Genomic DNA, 15,828 nt, shown 5'->3' with positions numbered 1-15,828 from the left:
TAGGTGATGAGTGAGGGTTGCATCACCATGTTTTTGGAATGAGAAAAGGACTCGTATGACAGCCGTGGAATCGAATGGACTTATTCATAACGTTCATGATGCACCATTCCCCGATGCTGACATTTTGGACGTTATCTCACTGCTGAGTCCAGACGAGCAAGAACAGCTGCTCGAGATTCGTCAGCATCTGCAAGACAACATTCGCAAACAGGTCATTGAATACTGGAATCGGGAAGAGTTTCCTTTCGAGATGCTCCCTGCACTTGGGGATTTGGGGCTTGGCGAGCTCGCCGTGAGTGACTGCTCATGGCTGTTTCGGGGATTGGTATATGCAGAAGTTGCTCGAGTCGACGTCTCCTTGTGCGCCCTGGTTGGTATTCACAATGAGCTCATCCTGGGAATGGTCCACCAACTCGGCTCCGATGCCCAACGTGCCCAGTGGCTAGATAAGCTGCGCAATTTTGAAGCCACTGGATGTTTTGCCATGACCGAGCCCGACCACGGCTCAGACGTTGCCGGAGGGATGGAAACTACCGCTACGAAAACAGCCAACGGGTGGATTATTCATGGCGAAAAACGGTGGATAGGTGGCGGAACATCTGCGGACTTTGCCCTGGTTTGGGCCCGTGACACGGACACGGAAAACGTGAAAGGCTTTCTCGTGCGGATGGATCTGCCGGGAGTTTCGGCTGAAAAGATCTCCGACAAAATCGGTCTACGGGTCATCCAGAATGCGGACATCGTCTTTGACAACGTTGAACTTTCCGATGCTGATGCACTGCCCGGTGCCGCAGAATTCAGTGCGGCCAACGAGATGCTTCGGAACTCACGAATCTGGGTCGGCTGGCAGGCCTACGGGGCACAAATGCATGCTTTCGACGTTGCTCGCGACTATGTGCTTGGCCGGAAGCAGTTTGGGCAACCGCTCGCGAAATTCCAGCTCGTACAGCAGGACCTTGCTGAGATGATTTCCAATGCCATGGCATCGTTTGGACTGATGCACCAGGTTGCACGCTTGCAAGCGGAAGGTCGCGTACAGATGGTCCATGCGGCCATGGCGAAATCTACGGGCTCACGAATGTTGCGTGACTCCGCGGCGCGAGCTCGGAACATGCTCGGTGGCAACGGTATCATCTCCACCTACGAAGCGGCCAAGATTTTTACCGATGCAGAGATCGTGCATACTTACGAAGGAACCTACGAAATCAACTCACTCATTGTGGCACGTGCCATCACGGGTATGTCGTCATTTGTGTAGCTAGGAATCAATATGGAAATGCAAGGACAAGCAGCAATTGTTACCGGTGGCGCCTCCGGCCTCGGCGCAACGACCGCTAAGGCCCTGGCTGAAAAAGGCATGAAGGTATACGCCTTCGACTTGGCTCAGGGAATTGAACAGGCCCCGCCCGTTGACAACGTGGAGTACCTGGAAGTCAACGTCACCGACCACGACTCAATCCGGACAGCGATGAGCCACATTGCAGAAGGAAGCGAACCGTTACGAGTGGTCATCAACTGCGCAGGTATTGGGACACCCGGTCGTATCTTGTCGAAAAAAGGGCCCCACGACCTGGATCAATTCGCCAACGTTATTAATGTCAACCTTTTGGGCACGTTCAACGTCATGACCCTCGGCGCGGAATTGGTTGCCAAACAAGAACCCGTCGACGATGACGGCCAACGCGGTATTGTCATCAACACCGCCTCCGTGGCAGCATTTGAAGGACAAATTGGTCAGGCAGCCTATGCAGCTTCCAAAGGTGGCGTGCACTCACTCACCATTTCAGCTGCCCGGGACCTGGCCTCCCACGGCATCCGTGTCAATACCGTTGCACCCGGGATCGTTGAAACACCGATGATGGCGGGCATTACTCCAGAGTTCCGCGAAACACTGGAAGCTTCGGTACCGTTCCCGGCTCGCCTGGGGCGTCCAGATGAATACGCGCAACTGGTGCTTGATCTTATCGGCCATAACTACATTAATGGTCACACCGTTCGGATGGATGGCGCACTGCGGATGGGACCACGTTAGTTGCGTGTAGCCACAGAGTTGATGAATGGTCCAGGAGGAACCCGATGACACAAGCATTTATCGTTGATGCGCTTCGCACACCAGTAGGACGCCGCAATGGTGCTTTGGCGGATATCCACTCCGCTGACCTCGCTGCCGCGCCTTTGTCGACCATGTTCGATCGGGTGGGCGTTGATACCGAAGAATATGACGAAATCATTCTCGGTTGTATCGACCAGATCGGACCGCAAGGTTTCGACATCGCTCGTACAGCATGGCTCGCTGCCGGTGGTTCAGAAGCAGTACCTGGAACTACTATCGATAGGCAATGTGGCTCAGGCCAGCAGGCCATCCACTATGCCGCACAAGCCGTCATGTCGGGAACCTCGGATCTGATTGTCGCCGGTGGCGTCCAGAATATGTCGACCATTCCCCTCGGCACTTCGAACTCGATTATGAAGGATCAGGGGTTCCCGACACCCTTTGCTGGGTCAAAGGCGTGGGCTGATCGCTACGGCGACCAAGTGATTTCTCAGTTCCACGGTGCAGAAATGATCGCCAATCGCTGGGGGATTACCCGCGACCAAGCTGAAGCTTTTGCCGCAGAATCGCATCGCCGCGCGCTCGCAGCCCAAGAAGCCGGATTCTTTGCTGAGGAAATTCTTCCATTGGGTGGACTTCGCGACGATGAAGGCCCTCGGACACCGAACCGTGCCAAAATGCGCGAACTCCAAACCCTGCGACCAAATGGCATACATACCGCAGCAAGCGCTTCGCAAATTAGCGACGGAGCCGCACTCCTAACAATCGCATCCGAACACGCCGTTGAAGCATACGGTTTGGTTCCACGCGCTCGTATTCACCATATTTCAGCGCGCGCTGATGACCCGGTTATGATGCTGTCAGCCCCAATCCGGGCGACTCGTTTTGCACTGGAACGCACTGGTATGGATATTGATGACTTCGACGCCATCGAGATTAACGAAGCCTTCGCTTCCGTCGTCTTGGCCTGGGAGAAAGAGCTCGGGCCGGATATGTCCAAGGTCAACAAGCATGGCGGAGCCATCGCACTGGGCCACCCTATCGGAGCGACAGGTGCTCGTTTGATGACGACATTGCTGCACTCACTTGAAGAATCAGGTGGACGATATGGTCTCCAGACCATGTGTGAAGGCGGCGGTCAAGCCAACGTGACGATCATTGAGCGCCTCGAGAGCTAACCGGCCCGGACGTTGACGTCAGCCACTGTACATAATTATTTACGGAGCTACCTTATGAACACCACGGGTCTACGCTCGTCTTCGGTCGAAGAACAGATTCGAACCAGCCAACGAAATTCCGTCTCATTGCAGCTAGCTCGAGTTGCTGCAACGCAGCGCGACAACATCGCGCTGAAGTACCAGGACCGTAGCTGGACGTACACTGCGCTGAATCAGGCCATTACTGCCGCAGCAGCACAACTCCGTGGCTTGGGGCTACAAGCCGGTGACCGCTTGGCAGTCATGGGGAAGAACTCAGATACATTCCTCATACTGTTTTTCGCAGCTTCTCGTGCCGGGGTGGTGCACGTACCGATCAACTTTGCCTTGACCGGGCCTGAACTGCAGTACCTTATTGACGACAGCGCGGCGGCTACCATCATCGTGGACGACGAGTACGAGGGCACGGTGCGTGGTATCGCCGAATCAAGTGGACTCGACAATGTCGTGAAGATCTCTCAGATCCTTGAAGATATTGAGTTGGTCTTGGCAGATGACCAGACCCTAGAAGATGCCTTCGCACTGGAACCATGGGATACTGCCGAAGAAGCAGACCTGGCGCAGCTGCTCTACACTTCGGGCACCACCTCAGCTCCGAAGGGGGCAATGCTCACACAACGAGCCCTGCTGGCCCACTACAACGGCACCATACAGTCGCTTGACATGACCGCAGATGATAATCCGCTGGTTCCTATGCCGCTGTATCACTCAGCTGCCATGCACGTGTTTAGTGCACCATATCTGATGCTGGGTGCCACCATCCGATTGATGCGTATCCCAGATATTCCCGAGATCCTCCGGCGGATTGAAGAAGAACAGATCGGTTCCTTGTTTTTGGCCCCAACCGTGTGGGTTCCGCTGTCACAGCACCCGGACCTAGAAAAGCGCGATCTTTCCTCGCTGCAGAAGGCTCAATACGGGGCCTCCATCATGCCCGTTACTGTGCTGCAACGGCTACGAGAGGAATACCCCAAGATTGGCTTCTATAACTGCTTTGGTCAAAGTGAAATGGCACCGTTGTGTACAGTTTTGCGCCCCGAAGAGCATGACGAACGTCCTGCCTCGGCTGGCCGTCCGGTGGTGACGGTACAGCTCCGCGTCGTCGATCCTTCCACGGGTGAAGAAGTCGGTGTTGGGACTCCCGGAGAAGTACAATATCGCTCACCACAACTGTTCTCAGGTTACTGGAACAAACCAGAACAAACCGCGGAAGCCTTTATGGATGGTTGGTTCCGTTCTGGCGACCTCGTGGTCATGGATGAAGACGGCTATATCGAAGTCGTGGACCGGATCAAAGACGTTATCAATACCGGTGGCGTCCTGGTAGCATCCCGTGAAGTTGAGGACGCCATTTACCGGCATCCGGCAGTTGCAGAAGTGGCCGTTGTTGGCCGCGCACACGAAAAGTGGATCGAACAGGTCACCGCAGTGATCGTGCTTAAAGATGGTATAGAAACCGTCAGCCCTGACGAGATCCGCGACCTCACACGAGAGACCTTGGCTCGGCACAAAGTGCCTGGACATATCGAATTCGTTGAGGAGCTACCGCGGAACCAGTCGGGCAAACTGCTCAAACGTGAATTGAAATAGGCGACGCCGGGAACCGCTGTTTAGCGGAACTGGGCATCGGAGTATTCATGCCCGTAGCCCTCAGTTGTTGTTCGATTGGCTAGGACTGTGGCTGTGTGCTGCCCTTGATCGCCGTGCACTTGAACTTCGTCATGTCGAAGCGCGACTCGACGTGTTTTGCCCGAAACAGTCTTGGGCAAGCCCGTCACAAATTCTAGACGGCGGATCCGCGCGTACGGTTGCAGTGCACTTCGAGCGTGGACAAAAATAGCCTCGGCGGTTTCCGCGTTCGGGGAGTAGCCGGGTGCCAACACAATATAGGCTTTTGGCACCGCTGTACGGATGGGGTCCGGACTAGGCACAATCGCGACTTCTGAAATAGACGGGTAGCCCATCAGGCCGTTTTCCAGCTCAAACGGTGACAGCTTATAGTCCGAGGCTTTAAATAAATCATCAGCACGGCCCACGTAGGTGTACACACCGTCGTCATCACGGGACATCAGATCCCCGGTCAAATACAGGTCCGAACCGAATGCCTGAACGTTGCGTTCTTCATCCAAATAATATCCCGGTGTCAGTCCAACGGGTTTGGGATCCAGACGGAGGGCAACTTGTCCGGTACCAGCTCCGGTGATGACTTCCTCAGTGAGCTCATCGACGAGTTCTACTTGGAAACCCGGCAATGGTTTCCCCAGGGCCCCGGCAGGTACATGAAGTCCCGGAGTCGTAGCAATTTGAAGGGTGGTTTCGGTCTGACCATAACCGTCACGAATGGTCACGCCCCAGGCCTCGCGCACACTTTCCAGAGTCGAAAGGTTGAGTGGTTCGCCCGCTGATAGGGCATTGGTCGGTGGATTCTGTACTTGCGCCATATTCGAGTGAATCAACATGCGCCACACTGTGGGAGGTGCGCATAGGCTGGTCACCGAAAATTCCTCGATCACGTTTAGCATCGTGGTGGCATCGAAACGCGCGTAGTTGACCGATAATACGGTAGCTTCCCCGATCCAGGGGGCAAAGAATGACGACCATGCGTGCTTACCCCAGCCTGGCGAAGAAATGTTCAGGTGGACGTCGTCGGCATTGACCCCCAACCAGTACAGGGTGGAGAAATGTCCGACCGAATACGACTCTTGGGTGTGCAGAACCATCTTTGGTTCACTGGTGGTGCCTGAGGTGAAATACACCAGCATTTCTGCATCGGCGGGAGTTGGCCCATCAATGGTCAACTCATGGGTGGAAGCGTAGGCATCGGTATAGGCATAGGCGCCATCGACGGGATCGTGGCCGGTGACGAACAACCCTACGGATGCCGAGTCGACGCCAAAATCGGCGAGCTCACTGAATTTGCCAATGTTTTGCTGGTTGGTCAGGGCCCACTGCACCCCCGCGCGTTTGACGCGTGAGGCCAGCGCCTTGGAATCCAACATCACTGTGGTGGGGAGAATGACAGCACCAATTTTGATGGCGGCCAACATCGCTTCCCACAGCTCGATCTCGTTATCCAACATCATCATGAATTTATCGCCGCGAGCTACACCGAGTGACTGGAACCAACCCGCCACTTGTGTTGAGCGGGCCGACAGTTCGGCAAAAGTCAGAGTCTGGGTACCAGTGTCTCCGGTAACGATCAGAGCTGGTTGGTCGCCTCGGGCTGGATTCTGGGCGATCGCATCGAACCAGTCCAAGCCAAAATTGAAGTGCTCAAACTCTGGCCACGTGAACTTTTCGGCAACATCGGTTGGATCCAACACCATGAGACGATCACGCGCTGCACGATATTGTTCGGTCACATTCATTGAGCATCCTTCATAACAACAGGTCAGATCCGAAGATCATTCTAATCAACGACGACGCACACGTTGGTATGTGAGTCGTCAAGTAACTCTTGGGAAACTTTACTTCCAGCCCAGCAGCTTGAAGACCTCATACCAGCCGGCAAAGATTTCCCGATTCCGTTCGGGCCCCAGCTGGGCGGGGTTGGCGAAGAGAACGTAGTCGGCATCGACCACAGCCTGGTCCTGGGACAGCATTTCAGCCAGCGTCTCTACGTTGCCAACATACGTTGGGCCAGAACGTGCGGGACCGCCCTCGAGTTGGCCGGCCTGGTCTCGGCTGTTGCCGGCATAGCCGAACATTCGCTCGTCTTGGATCGAGCGGAGCGCATACATCGAGCGGCTGACTGCCGCCAAGCCACCGGTTGTGAATCCTGACGCAGCGTAGGCATCCTGGTATTGCTGAATTTGGTCGGCTTGTTGAATGTGGAACGGGCGACCGTCATCTTGGAGTAATAGCGTTGAAGACAGCAAATTATATCCGTGCTGCCCTGCGGTGATTCCCGAGCTGGTGGAACCTGATCCCCACCAGAGACGATTCACTAGTCCGGGGGACTGGGGTTGTGTCACAAGTTGAGTTGCTCCGCCCGGAGACCACGGCGAGTTTGGGTCACCGGTCGCTACGGGATGGCCAGACACAGCGTTGCGGATGCGTTGTCCGCGTTCTCGGGCGAGATCGGCCCAGGTTTGACCGGGTTCTAGGGTGTACCCAAATTGTTTCTGACCATCAATAGCTGCCTCAGGTGAGCCGCGCGAGATACCAAGCTGCAAGCGCCCATCTGAGATGAGGTCGGTGGTAGCAGCCTGTTCAGCAAAATACAGGGGATTTTCATAACGGAGGTCAATCACACCGGTGCCCAACTCGATGCTGTTGGTCTGTGCGGCCATGGCAGACAGTGTAGGAAACGGTGCTGACATCATCCACTGGAAATGGTGGACCCGAATCCAAGCACCATCCAGTCCCTCTTCTTCGGCTGCCACGGTCATGGCGAGTTGATCATCGAAAGCCGCTTTCGGGTCGACGGTCCCCGTTGCGCGGTCGTAACCAAAGTTGCCGAAATTCAAAAATCCAAGTTTTTTCTGCATACAAGACTCAACGATGCGCCATATAAATGTATTCCGGCTCAGGTGCGGGACACTATTTCACCATGATTTCTCCACAGGCTCAGATGTCGACTGGGCGTTTGGGGCTGGAGTCTGGGATACTAGGTGTGTTATGACTACCGTTTCATCAAAGACAGCGACCACAGGCCCGGGCCCCGCCTTTTCAACCCGCGATCGTGGCAGCGGAGACCAGGGTTCTCAACACCCTGTACCATCGGTAACTTCAATGCGCCTATCACCGCTACAGATTGGCAACATGACTATTGATACGCCAGTTGTTTTGGCACCCATGGCAGGTATTACCAATACTGCGTTTCGGCGTCTATGTCGCGAATACGGGGGAGGCCTCTACGTCTCCGAGATGGTGACCGCGCGAGCTCTGGTGGAACGTCACCCGGAGTCTATGCGCATCATCGAACACGACGCAGATGAAGTCCCACGCTCAGTGCAGCTGTACTCGGTGGACCCGGTGTACACGCGCAAAGCAGTCCGGATGCTGGTCGAAGAAGACCGTGCCGACCACATTGACCTGAACTTCGGCTGTCCAGTCCCTAAAGTCACCCGCAATGGTGGTGGCTCTGCGCTTCCGTGGAAGATCGATCTCTTCACCGCAATCGTGGCCGGTGCGGTCAAAGAGGCCGAGCGCGCCAATATCCCGGTCACCATCAAAATGCGTCGGGGCATTGATGAAGAACACCTTACTTATATCGAAGCCGCCCGTCGTGCAGTAGACGTCGGAGTCTCTGCAGTCGCACTGCACGGTCGCACTATGCGCCAACACTATTCCGGCGAAGCGAACTGGGATTCCATCGCACGACTCAAAGAAGCGGTGACAGAAGTACCCGTGCTCGGCAACGGCGACATCTGGTCGGCCGAAGATGCCATGGCAATGATTGAATATACGGGAGCTGACGGCGTTGTCATCGGGCGCGGCTGTCAGGGGCGCCCCTGGCTATTCGGAGATGTCCAAAACGCTTTCACTGGTTCTGACCAACGCTTCCATCCCGACCAGGGCACCGTAACCGACGTGCTGTACCGGCACGCGGAACTCCTGGTTGAAACGTTCGGCGGCAATGAAGACAAAGCTCTGCGCGACATCCGCAAGCACGTGTCCTGGTATTTTAAGGGCTACCCGGTCGGCGGCGATATGCGTCGAGCACTGACCGCAGTCGAAACACTAGACCGATTGCGAGAGCTCTTAGATACCGTTGACCGCACAGTGCCTTATCCTGGCGCTGATGCCGAAGGACCCCGGGGGCGAGCAGGAGCACCGAAGAAACCACATTTGCCTGACGGCTGGCTGGACTCTCAAGAGATCACAGACGAACATCGCGCACAGATTCACGAAGCAGAACTGGATATCTCAGGGGGCTAAACGGTGAGCAACACCGGTCAAGGACTCAACGGGCAGAATGCAAAAGCCCCTAGAAATTCGCAACAGCCCAGCCTGTTCTGGCCGCAATATCGGCCACCATACGCCGGCGAAGCAACCCAAACCCCCGGCTATGCTCCCTGGGATATGGCCCGATGGGTACCAGAACCCAAGAAATCCACGTACCGCTCGGACTTTGAACGCGACCGCGCTCGTATTCTGCACTCGGCCGCACTGCGTCGCCTCGCTGCAAAAACACAGGTGGTTTCGCCGGGAGATGACGATTTCATCCGTAACCGGCTAACGCACTCGTTAGAAGTTGCCCAGGTGGGGCGTGAATTCGGGCGCTCGCTCGGCTGCGACCCGGATGTCGTCGAGGCGGCTTGTCTTTCACACGATTTGGGACACCCGCCGTTTGGCCATAATGGTGAAAAGGCCCTGGACGAAGCTGCCGCTGAAATCGGTGGATTTGAAGGAAACGCGCAAACCCTGCGGTTATTGTCCCGCCTTGAACCAAAGAAAATGACGGACCACGGCACCCCGGCAGGACTGAATCTCACACGTGCCGCACTGGACGCGGCAACCAAATACCCGTGGCTGAAACAAGATGCGCCGCTAAAGTCTGATGGCAAACCCACTCGAAAATTTGGGGTTTACGATGACGACGAAGCGGTGTTTAACTGGTTCCGGGAAGGCGTCGGCACCCAGCGGTTATCCATGGAAGCCCAAGTGATGGACTTGGCCGACGACGTTTCCTACTGTGTCCACGACGTAGAAGACGGCATTGTTTCAGGCATGTTCCAACTAGGCTGGCTCACCGATCCCGAACAGCGCGCGGGTGCTATTGAGACGACCCGCCAGTGGTATCTACCCGCCACGGAACTCGAGGCCATCGAGGCGGCGTTGTCTCGGCTTGAAGCAACACCCACGTGGGTGATGAGCGCCGATGGGGCCCGCAATGCACATGCTGCATTGAAAGATATGACCTCGCAGCTCATCGGACGGTTCTCTACCGCCGCTTTTGAAGCCACCCGCGATGCTTACGGCAATGATCCGCTCACCCGCCACACAGCGGACGTCATCGTTCCAGAGGAAACTGAAATCGAAATCGCGACCATGAAGGGAATCGCTGCGCACTACGTTATGTCTTCTGCACGTCGTCAGCCACTGTACGAAGCGCAACGAGAGATTCTCCTGGAGCTCGTTGAATTCTTGCTCAACACTGATGCCCAGTTTTTAGAACCCATGCATGCTCAGGACTGGCGAGCTGCGCCCAACGATGCCGTGCGAAAACGCGTGGTCATCGACCAGGTGGCCTCTCTAACCGATACATCGGCCCTAGTGTGGCACGGGAACTTAGTACGTGGGACTGCCCAACCAACGACGCTGCCGCATGGGATGCAGCTCTAGGCCAGTAGTTCGTCTAACAGTTGTGGCATCATGGCTGCTGCGGTTGATTTCAGGTAAATATCCGCCGTGTTCGACAGGTCTGTGTGCACCGGATTCATTTCAACGAGCTTCGCCCCTGCTTCTTGGCCGATGACCGGCAATGAGGCGGCTGGTTGGACCAGGCCTGAAGTCCCAACCACGAGGACCAGGTCGGCTTGCTGAAGCGCATGTATTGCCGAGCTAAAAGCATCTTGCGGTAGCATTTCACCGAACCAGACGACGCCGGGCCGAAGGATACCGGTAGCGCAATGTGGACAGGCTACTGGCTCAAGTATGTTGTCCTCATCGAATTCTCGTTCGGCGCGAATCCCGGCAGCCCTCGGATCAAACGCTGCTGGTCGGCTGCACTCGAGACACCGATAGTTATGCAGCGAACCATGCAGGTGTAATACATCGTCAGCTCCGCCACGCTCATGGAGGTCGTCGACATTCTGCGTGGCCACGGTCAAGGATCCATTATTGACTGCCAAATGCTTTTGCCATGCACCGATAGCCGTATGGCCGGCATTCGGTATGGCAGTATCAATGAGCATGGATCGCCACACATACCAGGTCCATACAAGAGACGGGTCGGCCCGGAAAGCATCTTCAGTCGCTAGATGTTCCGGTTCAAAGCGTTCCCAGAGTCCGGTTTGGGCATCACGGAACGTAGGGACGGAAGATTCCGCTGACATACCAGCGCCCGTTAACACCACGACTGAACGTGCTTCGGCTACCCATTTGGCCGCTATTTCAATATCGGCCATCATGTGTAGAGCTCAGGCAATACGTTGCGAGCCGTGCCTTGAATATAAACATCGGCCTCCTCGGATAGGGGAGTAGCATTTGGGTTTATCTCGATGATCTTGGCACCTGCTGCAGAAGCGGCAATGGGCAGTGAAGCAGCCGGCTGCACGATATTTGATGTGCCGATGACTAGTGCAACATCGGCGGATCGCACGGCGTCCAGGGCGTCATCTATGGCCTGTTGCGGCAGCATCTCACCGAACAGAACAATGTCTGGTCGGATGAATCCGTGTTGACAGTTAGTACATGAGGGCGGATCCTCCAGGATCAATTGGTCGAGTTCCGGAGTGGCTGCTAATTGTTCTGGGGTGCCTGTTTGAAGTGCATAGTCAGATGGCGCGTCACATTCGAAGCATCGAAAAGTGAATGTTGAACCGTGCAAATGAGCCAGTACTTCTGCGTTTCCACGTTCGTGGAGGTCATCGATGTTCTGAGTGATGATATCTAATGAACCACCATTTTTGCTCAGTTCTTGTTGCCATGTGCCTAAGATGCTGTGTCCTTCATGGGGCTCTACGGAGCGCATGACACGTGCTTGATGCAAGATCCATGACCAGACGAGCTCAGGTTGATCCGACATGGCTTAGGCTGTTGCCAGTTGTTCTGGTGAATATTTCTCCCACAAACCAGTCTGAGCATCGCGATAGGTCGGGATGCCTGATTCTGCTGACATACCTGCACCTGTGAGCACTGCGATGCGTTGAGCATCGTTCAGGTGGGCTCGAGCGTTGCCAATTGCTGAACGTAAATCATTGCGCATGCCACCACTGTAGGCCAGGCGTATTGTGGCGGCGAATTTTCGGGGCGCAAGATGGTCTCAAGCAGTTAAAGATCGACGGCGCCTAGCATCGTGCGCCCTCTCTTGATGAGCCAGCGATGCAAGACGCCGTCCTGGTGAAGTACAGGCTAGTGCTGACTTCGACCGTTAGTACTATGTGGCAGGAACTTCGAGCTCGATGTCCTCGTCATTGTCGCCCTCAAAGTCAACTTCCCAGTGAATCGATCCGTCGTCTTCGTCGAGCTGGATCTGGTCGAAGCGTGCATCAGCGTGCTGGCTGAATGCCTTATCCAATGCTTCGGACACAGTAACCGTTGCCTGTTCTGCCTCACGGATGTCGTCGTCATCAGTATCGGTCTCATCGACGGTGATTGTTCCATCTGCAGTGACATCCAACTGGTGGACCTCGTTATCAGCCACGACGTCTACTTCGTATGTTGAACCGTCATCTTCTCGGTCGATGTCGACGATAAATCCGTTGCTGTATTCAGCCTCGACGGCGTCGATGATGGAATAAACTTCGTCATCTCCGGAGGCTTCGCCATTCTCGGTGGCTTCGTCCGAAGCATCAGTTTGGTCATCGGTCTCGTCATCGGCCGTGGTGGTCTCATCATCTGCGGGAGCGCTGGTGTCTTGCTGCTCGGTCTGTTGATCAGCAGGCTGCTCTTCCTGTGCTGGTTCTTCCGCTGTGCACGCCGTGAAGAGAGCTAGCGCGGCGACGCCAGCGAGACCAGCATAAAGTTTGGATTGACCTGGTTCAGGTTTCTTAAACATGGGATCGTGTCCTTCGGTAATTTCGTTGATTTTCGTTTTTGCGAAATTGGTCCTCAAAAGGTCCAATTCAGCTCCAGCCTATCGAATTCCCAGCATCGTGTCTGTAATTGTGTTGTGTTTTACCCTGACTGACGCTCCACGCGCGGAACAGTGAGCCGATGCTGATATGTTGTCCACAGCCGAATGGGTTACGCTGCGCGAAAATCCAGATTCGGCATAGACTGATGCACATGGCTGGACGCATCACTCGGCAATCAATCGACAAGGTACTTGAAGTAACAGATCTGAAGTCCGTGATTGAAGAACACGTTTCACTTCGTACTGCAGGTATTGGCTCATATAAAGGCTTATGCCCATTTCATGATGAACGCACGCCTTCTTTCCATGTGACACCCGCCAAAGGGTTCTATCATTGCTTTGGTTGCCAGGAATCGGGCGATGCTATTAAATTCCTGATGGAGATTCAGCACACGTCTTTTACTGAAACCGTAGAGATTCTTGCTGTGGGTACCAACATTAGCTTGGAATATGAAGAAGGGGACGTGCCGGATCGTCCTACGGTTGCTACACGTCAACGTATGCTCCAGGCACACCAAGTTGCCGATGAATTCTACCAAGCGGCAATCAACTCGCCGGCGGGCGCTGAGGGCAGAAAATTCTTAGCAAACAAAGGGTTCACCAAGGAGGATGCTGAACACTTCGGAGTGGGCTACGCGCCGGAGGGATGGAGCAATCTTTTGTCCCATTTGCAGCAGCGCGGATTCTCGATTGAAGAACTGACCGAAACAGGCCTTTTCTCAGAAGGCCGTCGTGGTCTCTATGATCGGTTCCGTAATCGGTTAATGTGGCCGATTAAAGATATGACGGGCAACACCATAGGCTTCGGTGCTCGGCAGCTAGCTGCCGATGATAATGGCCCCAAGTACCTCAATACGCCCGAAACGAGCCTTTATAAGAAATCCCAGGTTCTGTATGGACTGAATCTGGCGAAGAGTGACGTGGCTCGGAAACGTCAGCTCGTTGTCGTCGAAGGCTATACCGATGTTATGGCTGCACACCTTGCTGGAATCACGACGGCAGTGGCGACATGTGGAACGGCTTTTGGGGAGGGTCACGTGCGAATCGCCCGTCGGCTCATCACCGATGATGGCTCCGGTGGTGAAATAATCTTTACCTTTGACGGAGACGAGGCCGGCCAAAAAGCGGCCATGCGTGCCTTTGAATTCGACAACCAGATCGTGGCGAAAACCTTCGTCGCCGTAGCGCCGCAGGGACAAGACCCAAATGACCTGCGTCAGCATTTTGGTGACGACGCAGTACGACAACTCATCGAATCACGAGAACCGCTATTCGAGTTTGCGATTAAGACGCGACTGAAGGACTACAACCTCGATTCGGTGGAAGGTCGAACGGGCGCATTGCACTATGCAGCACCTATCGTCAATGAAATTCGTGATCCCGTTATGCGAGATGGATATGTTCGCGAACTCGCAGGATGGTTGGGAATGGACGTAGATTCGGTGCATGGAGCCGTGCAGCGGGCGCCCAAAGCTTCCGCCGTGAACAGACGCGGGGATCGTCATCAGGCGTCGCAAGCGGTGGAAGCTGTTCCCGAACAAAATTTCCGACCTGATTTACGTGATCCAGTGGCTCGGATGGAAAAAGAAGCGTTGGAAGTCATTCTTCAGCGACCCGAATCATTGTCGCAAGAGCAGTGGAAGGCTCTCTTTACCTCGCAGTTCAAGGTCCCGGTGTATAGCGCAATCCAGGCGGCCATCTTGGCGGCAGCGCGTAATGCGCAAGACACTTCGAACTGGGTTCAGCATGTGACGGCCGAAGTACCGCAGCCACTGTATTCGTTTGTGACTGAACTGGCGGTGGCGCCGTTGCCGGCTTCGACAGAGGAAGACGTGATGCGGTACAGCCGAGATATTATGAATCGGCTACTGGAAGTGCAGATTACCGAGCAAAAAGCGGACCTCATTGGGAAATTGCAGCGCTGTGATTCGGAAAAGGATCCAGAAGGTTTTCAGGCGATCCAACAACGTCTCGTTGAATTAGAAAACCAACGGCGTTTCCTGCGCCCCATTGACTAACATAAAGTCAGGGGGCAAGAAACGCCGCGGTTTTAAGGCCAGAACGTATCTGGGATGGGACCTCAAGAATGTGTATTCTGAAGTCGCTAACTTTGTGAAACGAACAAAGTCGTTACGAAGTTAGAGGGCCCAGGAAACTGCGTTACCGGCTAGACCGACAATGGACGTGGCGTTGCTTTCGCCAGCACCTTCAATTTCAGCGCCTTCTTGTCCAGTTTCCTCACCCATTGGATCTTCTGCTGGGGAGTCACCTTCAGCTGGCGCTTCGGCTGGGTCTTCGCCTTCAGCCGGTGATTCGGCTGGATCTTCACCCATTGGGTCTTCCTGGGCTGGATCTTCTGCTGGGGAGTCACCTTCTGCAGGATCCTCGCCCATTGGGTCTTCCTGAGCTGGGTCTTCTTGTTCGACTCCTGGATCTGCAGGTTCTTCTTCTGGGGCGGGTTCATCTCCACCGCATGCGGTGAAGAGGGCTAGCGCAGCGACTCCTGCGAAACCTGCGTACAGCTTGGAACGGTTAGAATCGGTTTTCTTAAACACTGGGTTTAGCTCCTTCGTTCTTTCGGTTCTTTCGTTGTATTTGGTTTTCAACGATGGTCCTCGAAAGGTCCAACTGACATTAAAATCTACGGGTTCATCGAAAAAATTTGCACCGGTCCTGCATCTTCAACAACCGATTTTGGAAGCATTCGGCCGATTAGACATCTGTGAGAAGCGTCTGATATAGTTTTCATTTGTTGCCTTCCCCCATAGCTCAACGGCAGAGCACTCGACTGTTAATCGAGGGGTTACTGGTTC

Annotated in this window: 12 protein-coding genes and 1 pseudogene; 7 read left to right on the top strand and 6 right to left on the bottom strand. The window is 54.8% G+C overall.

Annotated elements, in window-relative coordinates; translation table 11 throughout:
- The first annotated feature begins 55 nt into the window (after nt 1–55).
- The 4 genes from L0H14_RS02905 to L0H14_RS02890 are packed head-to-tail and all read left to right on the top strand — an operon-like array spanning nt 56 to nt 4,860.
- Nucleotides 56–1,258: an acyl-CoA dehydrogenase family protein gene (locus L0H14_RS02905; RefSeq protein WP_301415836.1), complete on the top strand. Its 1,203-nt coding sequence runs from the start codon at nt 56–58 to the stop codon at nt 1,256–1,258.
- A gap of 12 nt (nt 1,259–1,270) precedes the next feature.
- A complete protein-coding gene (locus L0H14_RS02900) occupies nt 1,271–2,032 on the top strand; it encodes an SDR family NAD(P)-dependent oxidoreductase (protein ID WP_301415838.1) in 762 nt (253 codons plus the stop codon).
- A gap of 44 nt (nt 2,033–2,076) precedes the next feature.
- Nucleotides 2,077–3,231, top strand: a complete 1,155-nt coding sequence (locus tag L0H14_RS02895; RefSeq protein ID WP_301415840.1) for an acetyl-CoA C-acetyltransferase — start codon at nt 2,077–2,079, stop codon at nt 3,229–3,231.
- Between the two features lie 54 nt (nt 3,232–3,285).
- Nucleotides 3,286–4,860: a fatty acyl-CoA synthetase gene (locus tag L0H14_RS02890; RefSeq protein WP_301415842.1), complete on the top strand. Its 1,575-nt coding sequence runs from the start codon at nt 3,286–3,288 to the stop codon at nt 4,858–4,860.
- Nucleotides 4,861–4,880: 20 nt separating this feature from the next.
- Here L0H14_RS02890 and L0H14_RS02885 read toward each other — a convergent pair whose 3' ends face one another.
- Both L0H14_RS02885 and L0H14_RS02880 read right to left on the bottom strand, forming a co-directional pair.
- A complete protein-coding gene (locus tag L0H14_RS02885) occupies nt 4,881–6,638 on the bottom strand; it encodes an AMP-binding protein (protein ID WP_301415844.1) in 1,758 nt (585 codons plus the stop codon).
- Nucleotides 6,639–6,737: 99 nt separating this feature from the next.
- On the bottom strand, nt 6,738–7,760 hold the full coding sequence (locus L0H14_RS02880; protein ID WP_301415846.1) for an LLM class flavin-dependent oxidoreductase: 1,023 nt from the start codon (nt 7,758–7,760) through the stop codon (nt 6,738–6,740).
- 244 nt (nt 7,761–8,004) lie between these two features.
- Between L0H14_RS02880 and dusB the strand changes: the two genes are divergently transcribed.
- Together dusB and L0H14_RS02870 are read left to right on the top strand one after the other, a co-directional pair.
- The gene (dusB, locus tag L0H14_RS02875; RefSeq protein ID WP_301416003.1) at nt 8,005–9,153 is read left to right on the top strand and encodes a tRNA dihydrouridine synthase DusB; all 1,149 of its coding nucleotides are present in this window, start codon (nt 8,005–8,007) and stop codon (nt 9,151–9,153) included.
- Nucleotides 9,154–9,225: 72 nt separating this feature from the next.
- Complete coding sequence (locus L0H14_RS02870; protein WP_301416005.1) at nt 9,226–10,560, top strand: deoxyguanosinetriphosphate triphosphohydrolase; 1,335 nt, start codon at nt 9,226–9,228, stop codon at nt 10,558–10,560.
- Here the strand turns inward: L0H14_RS02870 and L0H14_RS02865 are convergent.
- The 3 genes and pseudogenes from L0H14_RS02865 to L0H14_RS02855 form a co-directional block, all read right to left on the bottom strand.
- Nucleotides 10,557–11,348: an NAD-dependent deacylase gene (locus tag L0H14_RS02865; RefSeq protein WP_301415848.1), complete on the bottom strand. Its 792-nt coding sequence runs from the start codon at nt 11,346–11,348 to the stop codon at nt 10,557–10,559. The genes L0H14_RS02870 and L0H14_RS02865 overlap by 4 nt on opposite strands.
- Nucleotides 11,345–12,058, bottom strand: a pseudogene (locus L0H14_RS02860) (NAD-dependent deacetylase). The gene L0H14_RS02865 and the pseudogene L0H14_RS02860 overlap by 4 nt, the downstream one beginning before the upstream one ends.
- A 258-nt stretch (nt 12,059–12,316) precedes the next feature.
- The gene (locus L0H14_RS02855) at nt 12,317–12,937 is read right to left on the bottom strand and encodes a hypothetical protein (RefSeq protein WP_301415850.1); all 621 of its coding nucleotides are present in this window, start codon (nt 12,935–12,937) and stop codon (nt 12,317–12,319) included.
- Nucleotides 12,938–13,167: 230 nt separating this feature from the next.
- On the opposite strand from L0H14_RS02855, the gene dnaG reads away from it, so the two are divergent.
- A complete protein-coding gene (gene dnaG / locus L0H14_RS02850; RefSeq protein WP_301415852.1) occupies nt 13,168–15,033 on the top strand; it encodes a DNA primase in 1,866 nt (621 codons plus the stop codon).
- A gap of 120 nt (nt 15,034–15,153) precedes the next feature.
- Here dnaG and L0H14_RS02845 read toward each other — a convergent pair whose 3' ends face one another.
- Nucleotides 15,154–15,570, bottom strand: coding sequence for a hypothetical protein (locus tag L0H14_RS02845; RefSeq protein ID WP_301415854.1), 417 nt, complete (start codon nt 15,568–15,570; stop codon nt 15,154–15,156).
- Nucleotides 15,571–15,828: the final 258 nt, after the last annotated feature.

It is taken from the genome of Yaniella sp. (genome assembly GCF_030453185.1).
In the GTDB taxonomy this organism is placed as follows: Bacteria; Actinomycetota; Actinomycetes; order Actinomycetales; family Micrococcaceae; genus Yaniella.
This window is presented reverse-complemented; position numbering and strand designations above follow the sequence as displayed.

Coding starts and splice junctions, on each gene's coding strand:
- L0H14_RS02890 (WP_301415842.1), top strand. CDS start 3,286: ATGAACACCACGGGTCTACGCTCGTCTTCGGTCGAAGAACAGATTCGA.
- dusB (WP_301416003.1), top strand. CDS start 8,005: ATGCGCCTATCACCGCTACAGATTGGCAACATGACTATTGATACGCCA.
- L0H14_RS02880 (WP_301415846.1), bottom strand. CDS start 7,760: ATGCAGAAAAAACTTGGATTTTTGAATTTCGGCAACTTTGGTTACGAC.
- L0H14_RS02855 (WP_301415850.1), bottom strand. CDS start 12,937: ATGTTTAAGAAACCTGAACCAGGTCAATCCAAACTTTATGCTGGTCTC.
- L0H14_RS02905 (WP_301415836.1), top strand. CDS start 56: ATGACAGCCGTGGAATCGAATGGACTTATTCATAACGTTCATGATGCA.
- dnaG (WP_301415852.1), top strand. CDS start 13,168: ATGGCTGGACGCATCACTCGGCAATCAATCGACAAGGTACTTGAAGTA.
- L0H14_RS02900 (WP_301415838.1), top strand. CDS start 1,271: ATGGAAATGCAAGGACAAGCAGCAATTGTTACCGGTGGCGCCTCCGGC.
- L0H14_RS02885 (WP_301415844.1), bottom strand. CDS start 6,638: ATGAATGTGACCGAACAATATCGTGCAGCGCGTGATCGTCTCATGGTG.
- L0H14_RS02865 (WP_301415848.1), bottom strand. CDS start 11,348: ATGATGGCCGATATTGAAATAGCGGCCAAATGGGTAGCCGAAGCACGT.
- L0H14_RS02895 (WP_301415840.1), top strand. CDS start 2,077: ATGACACAAGCATTTATCGTTGATGCGCTTCGCACACCAGTAGGACGC.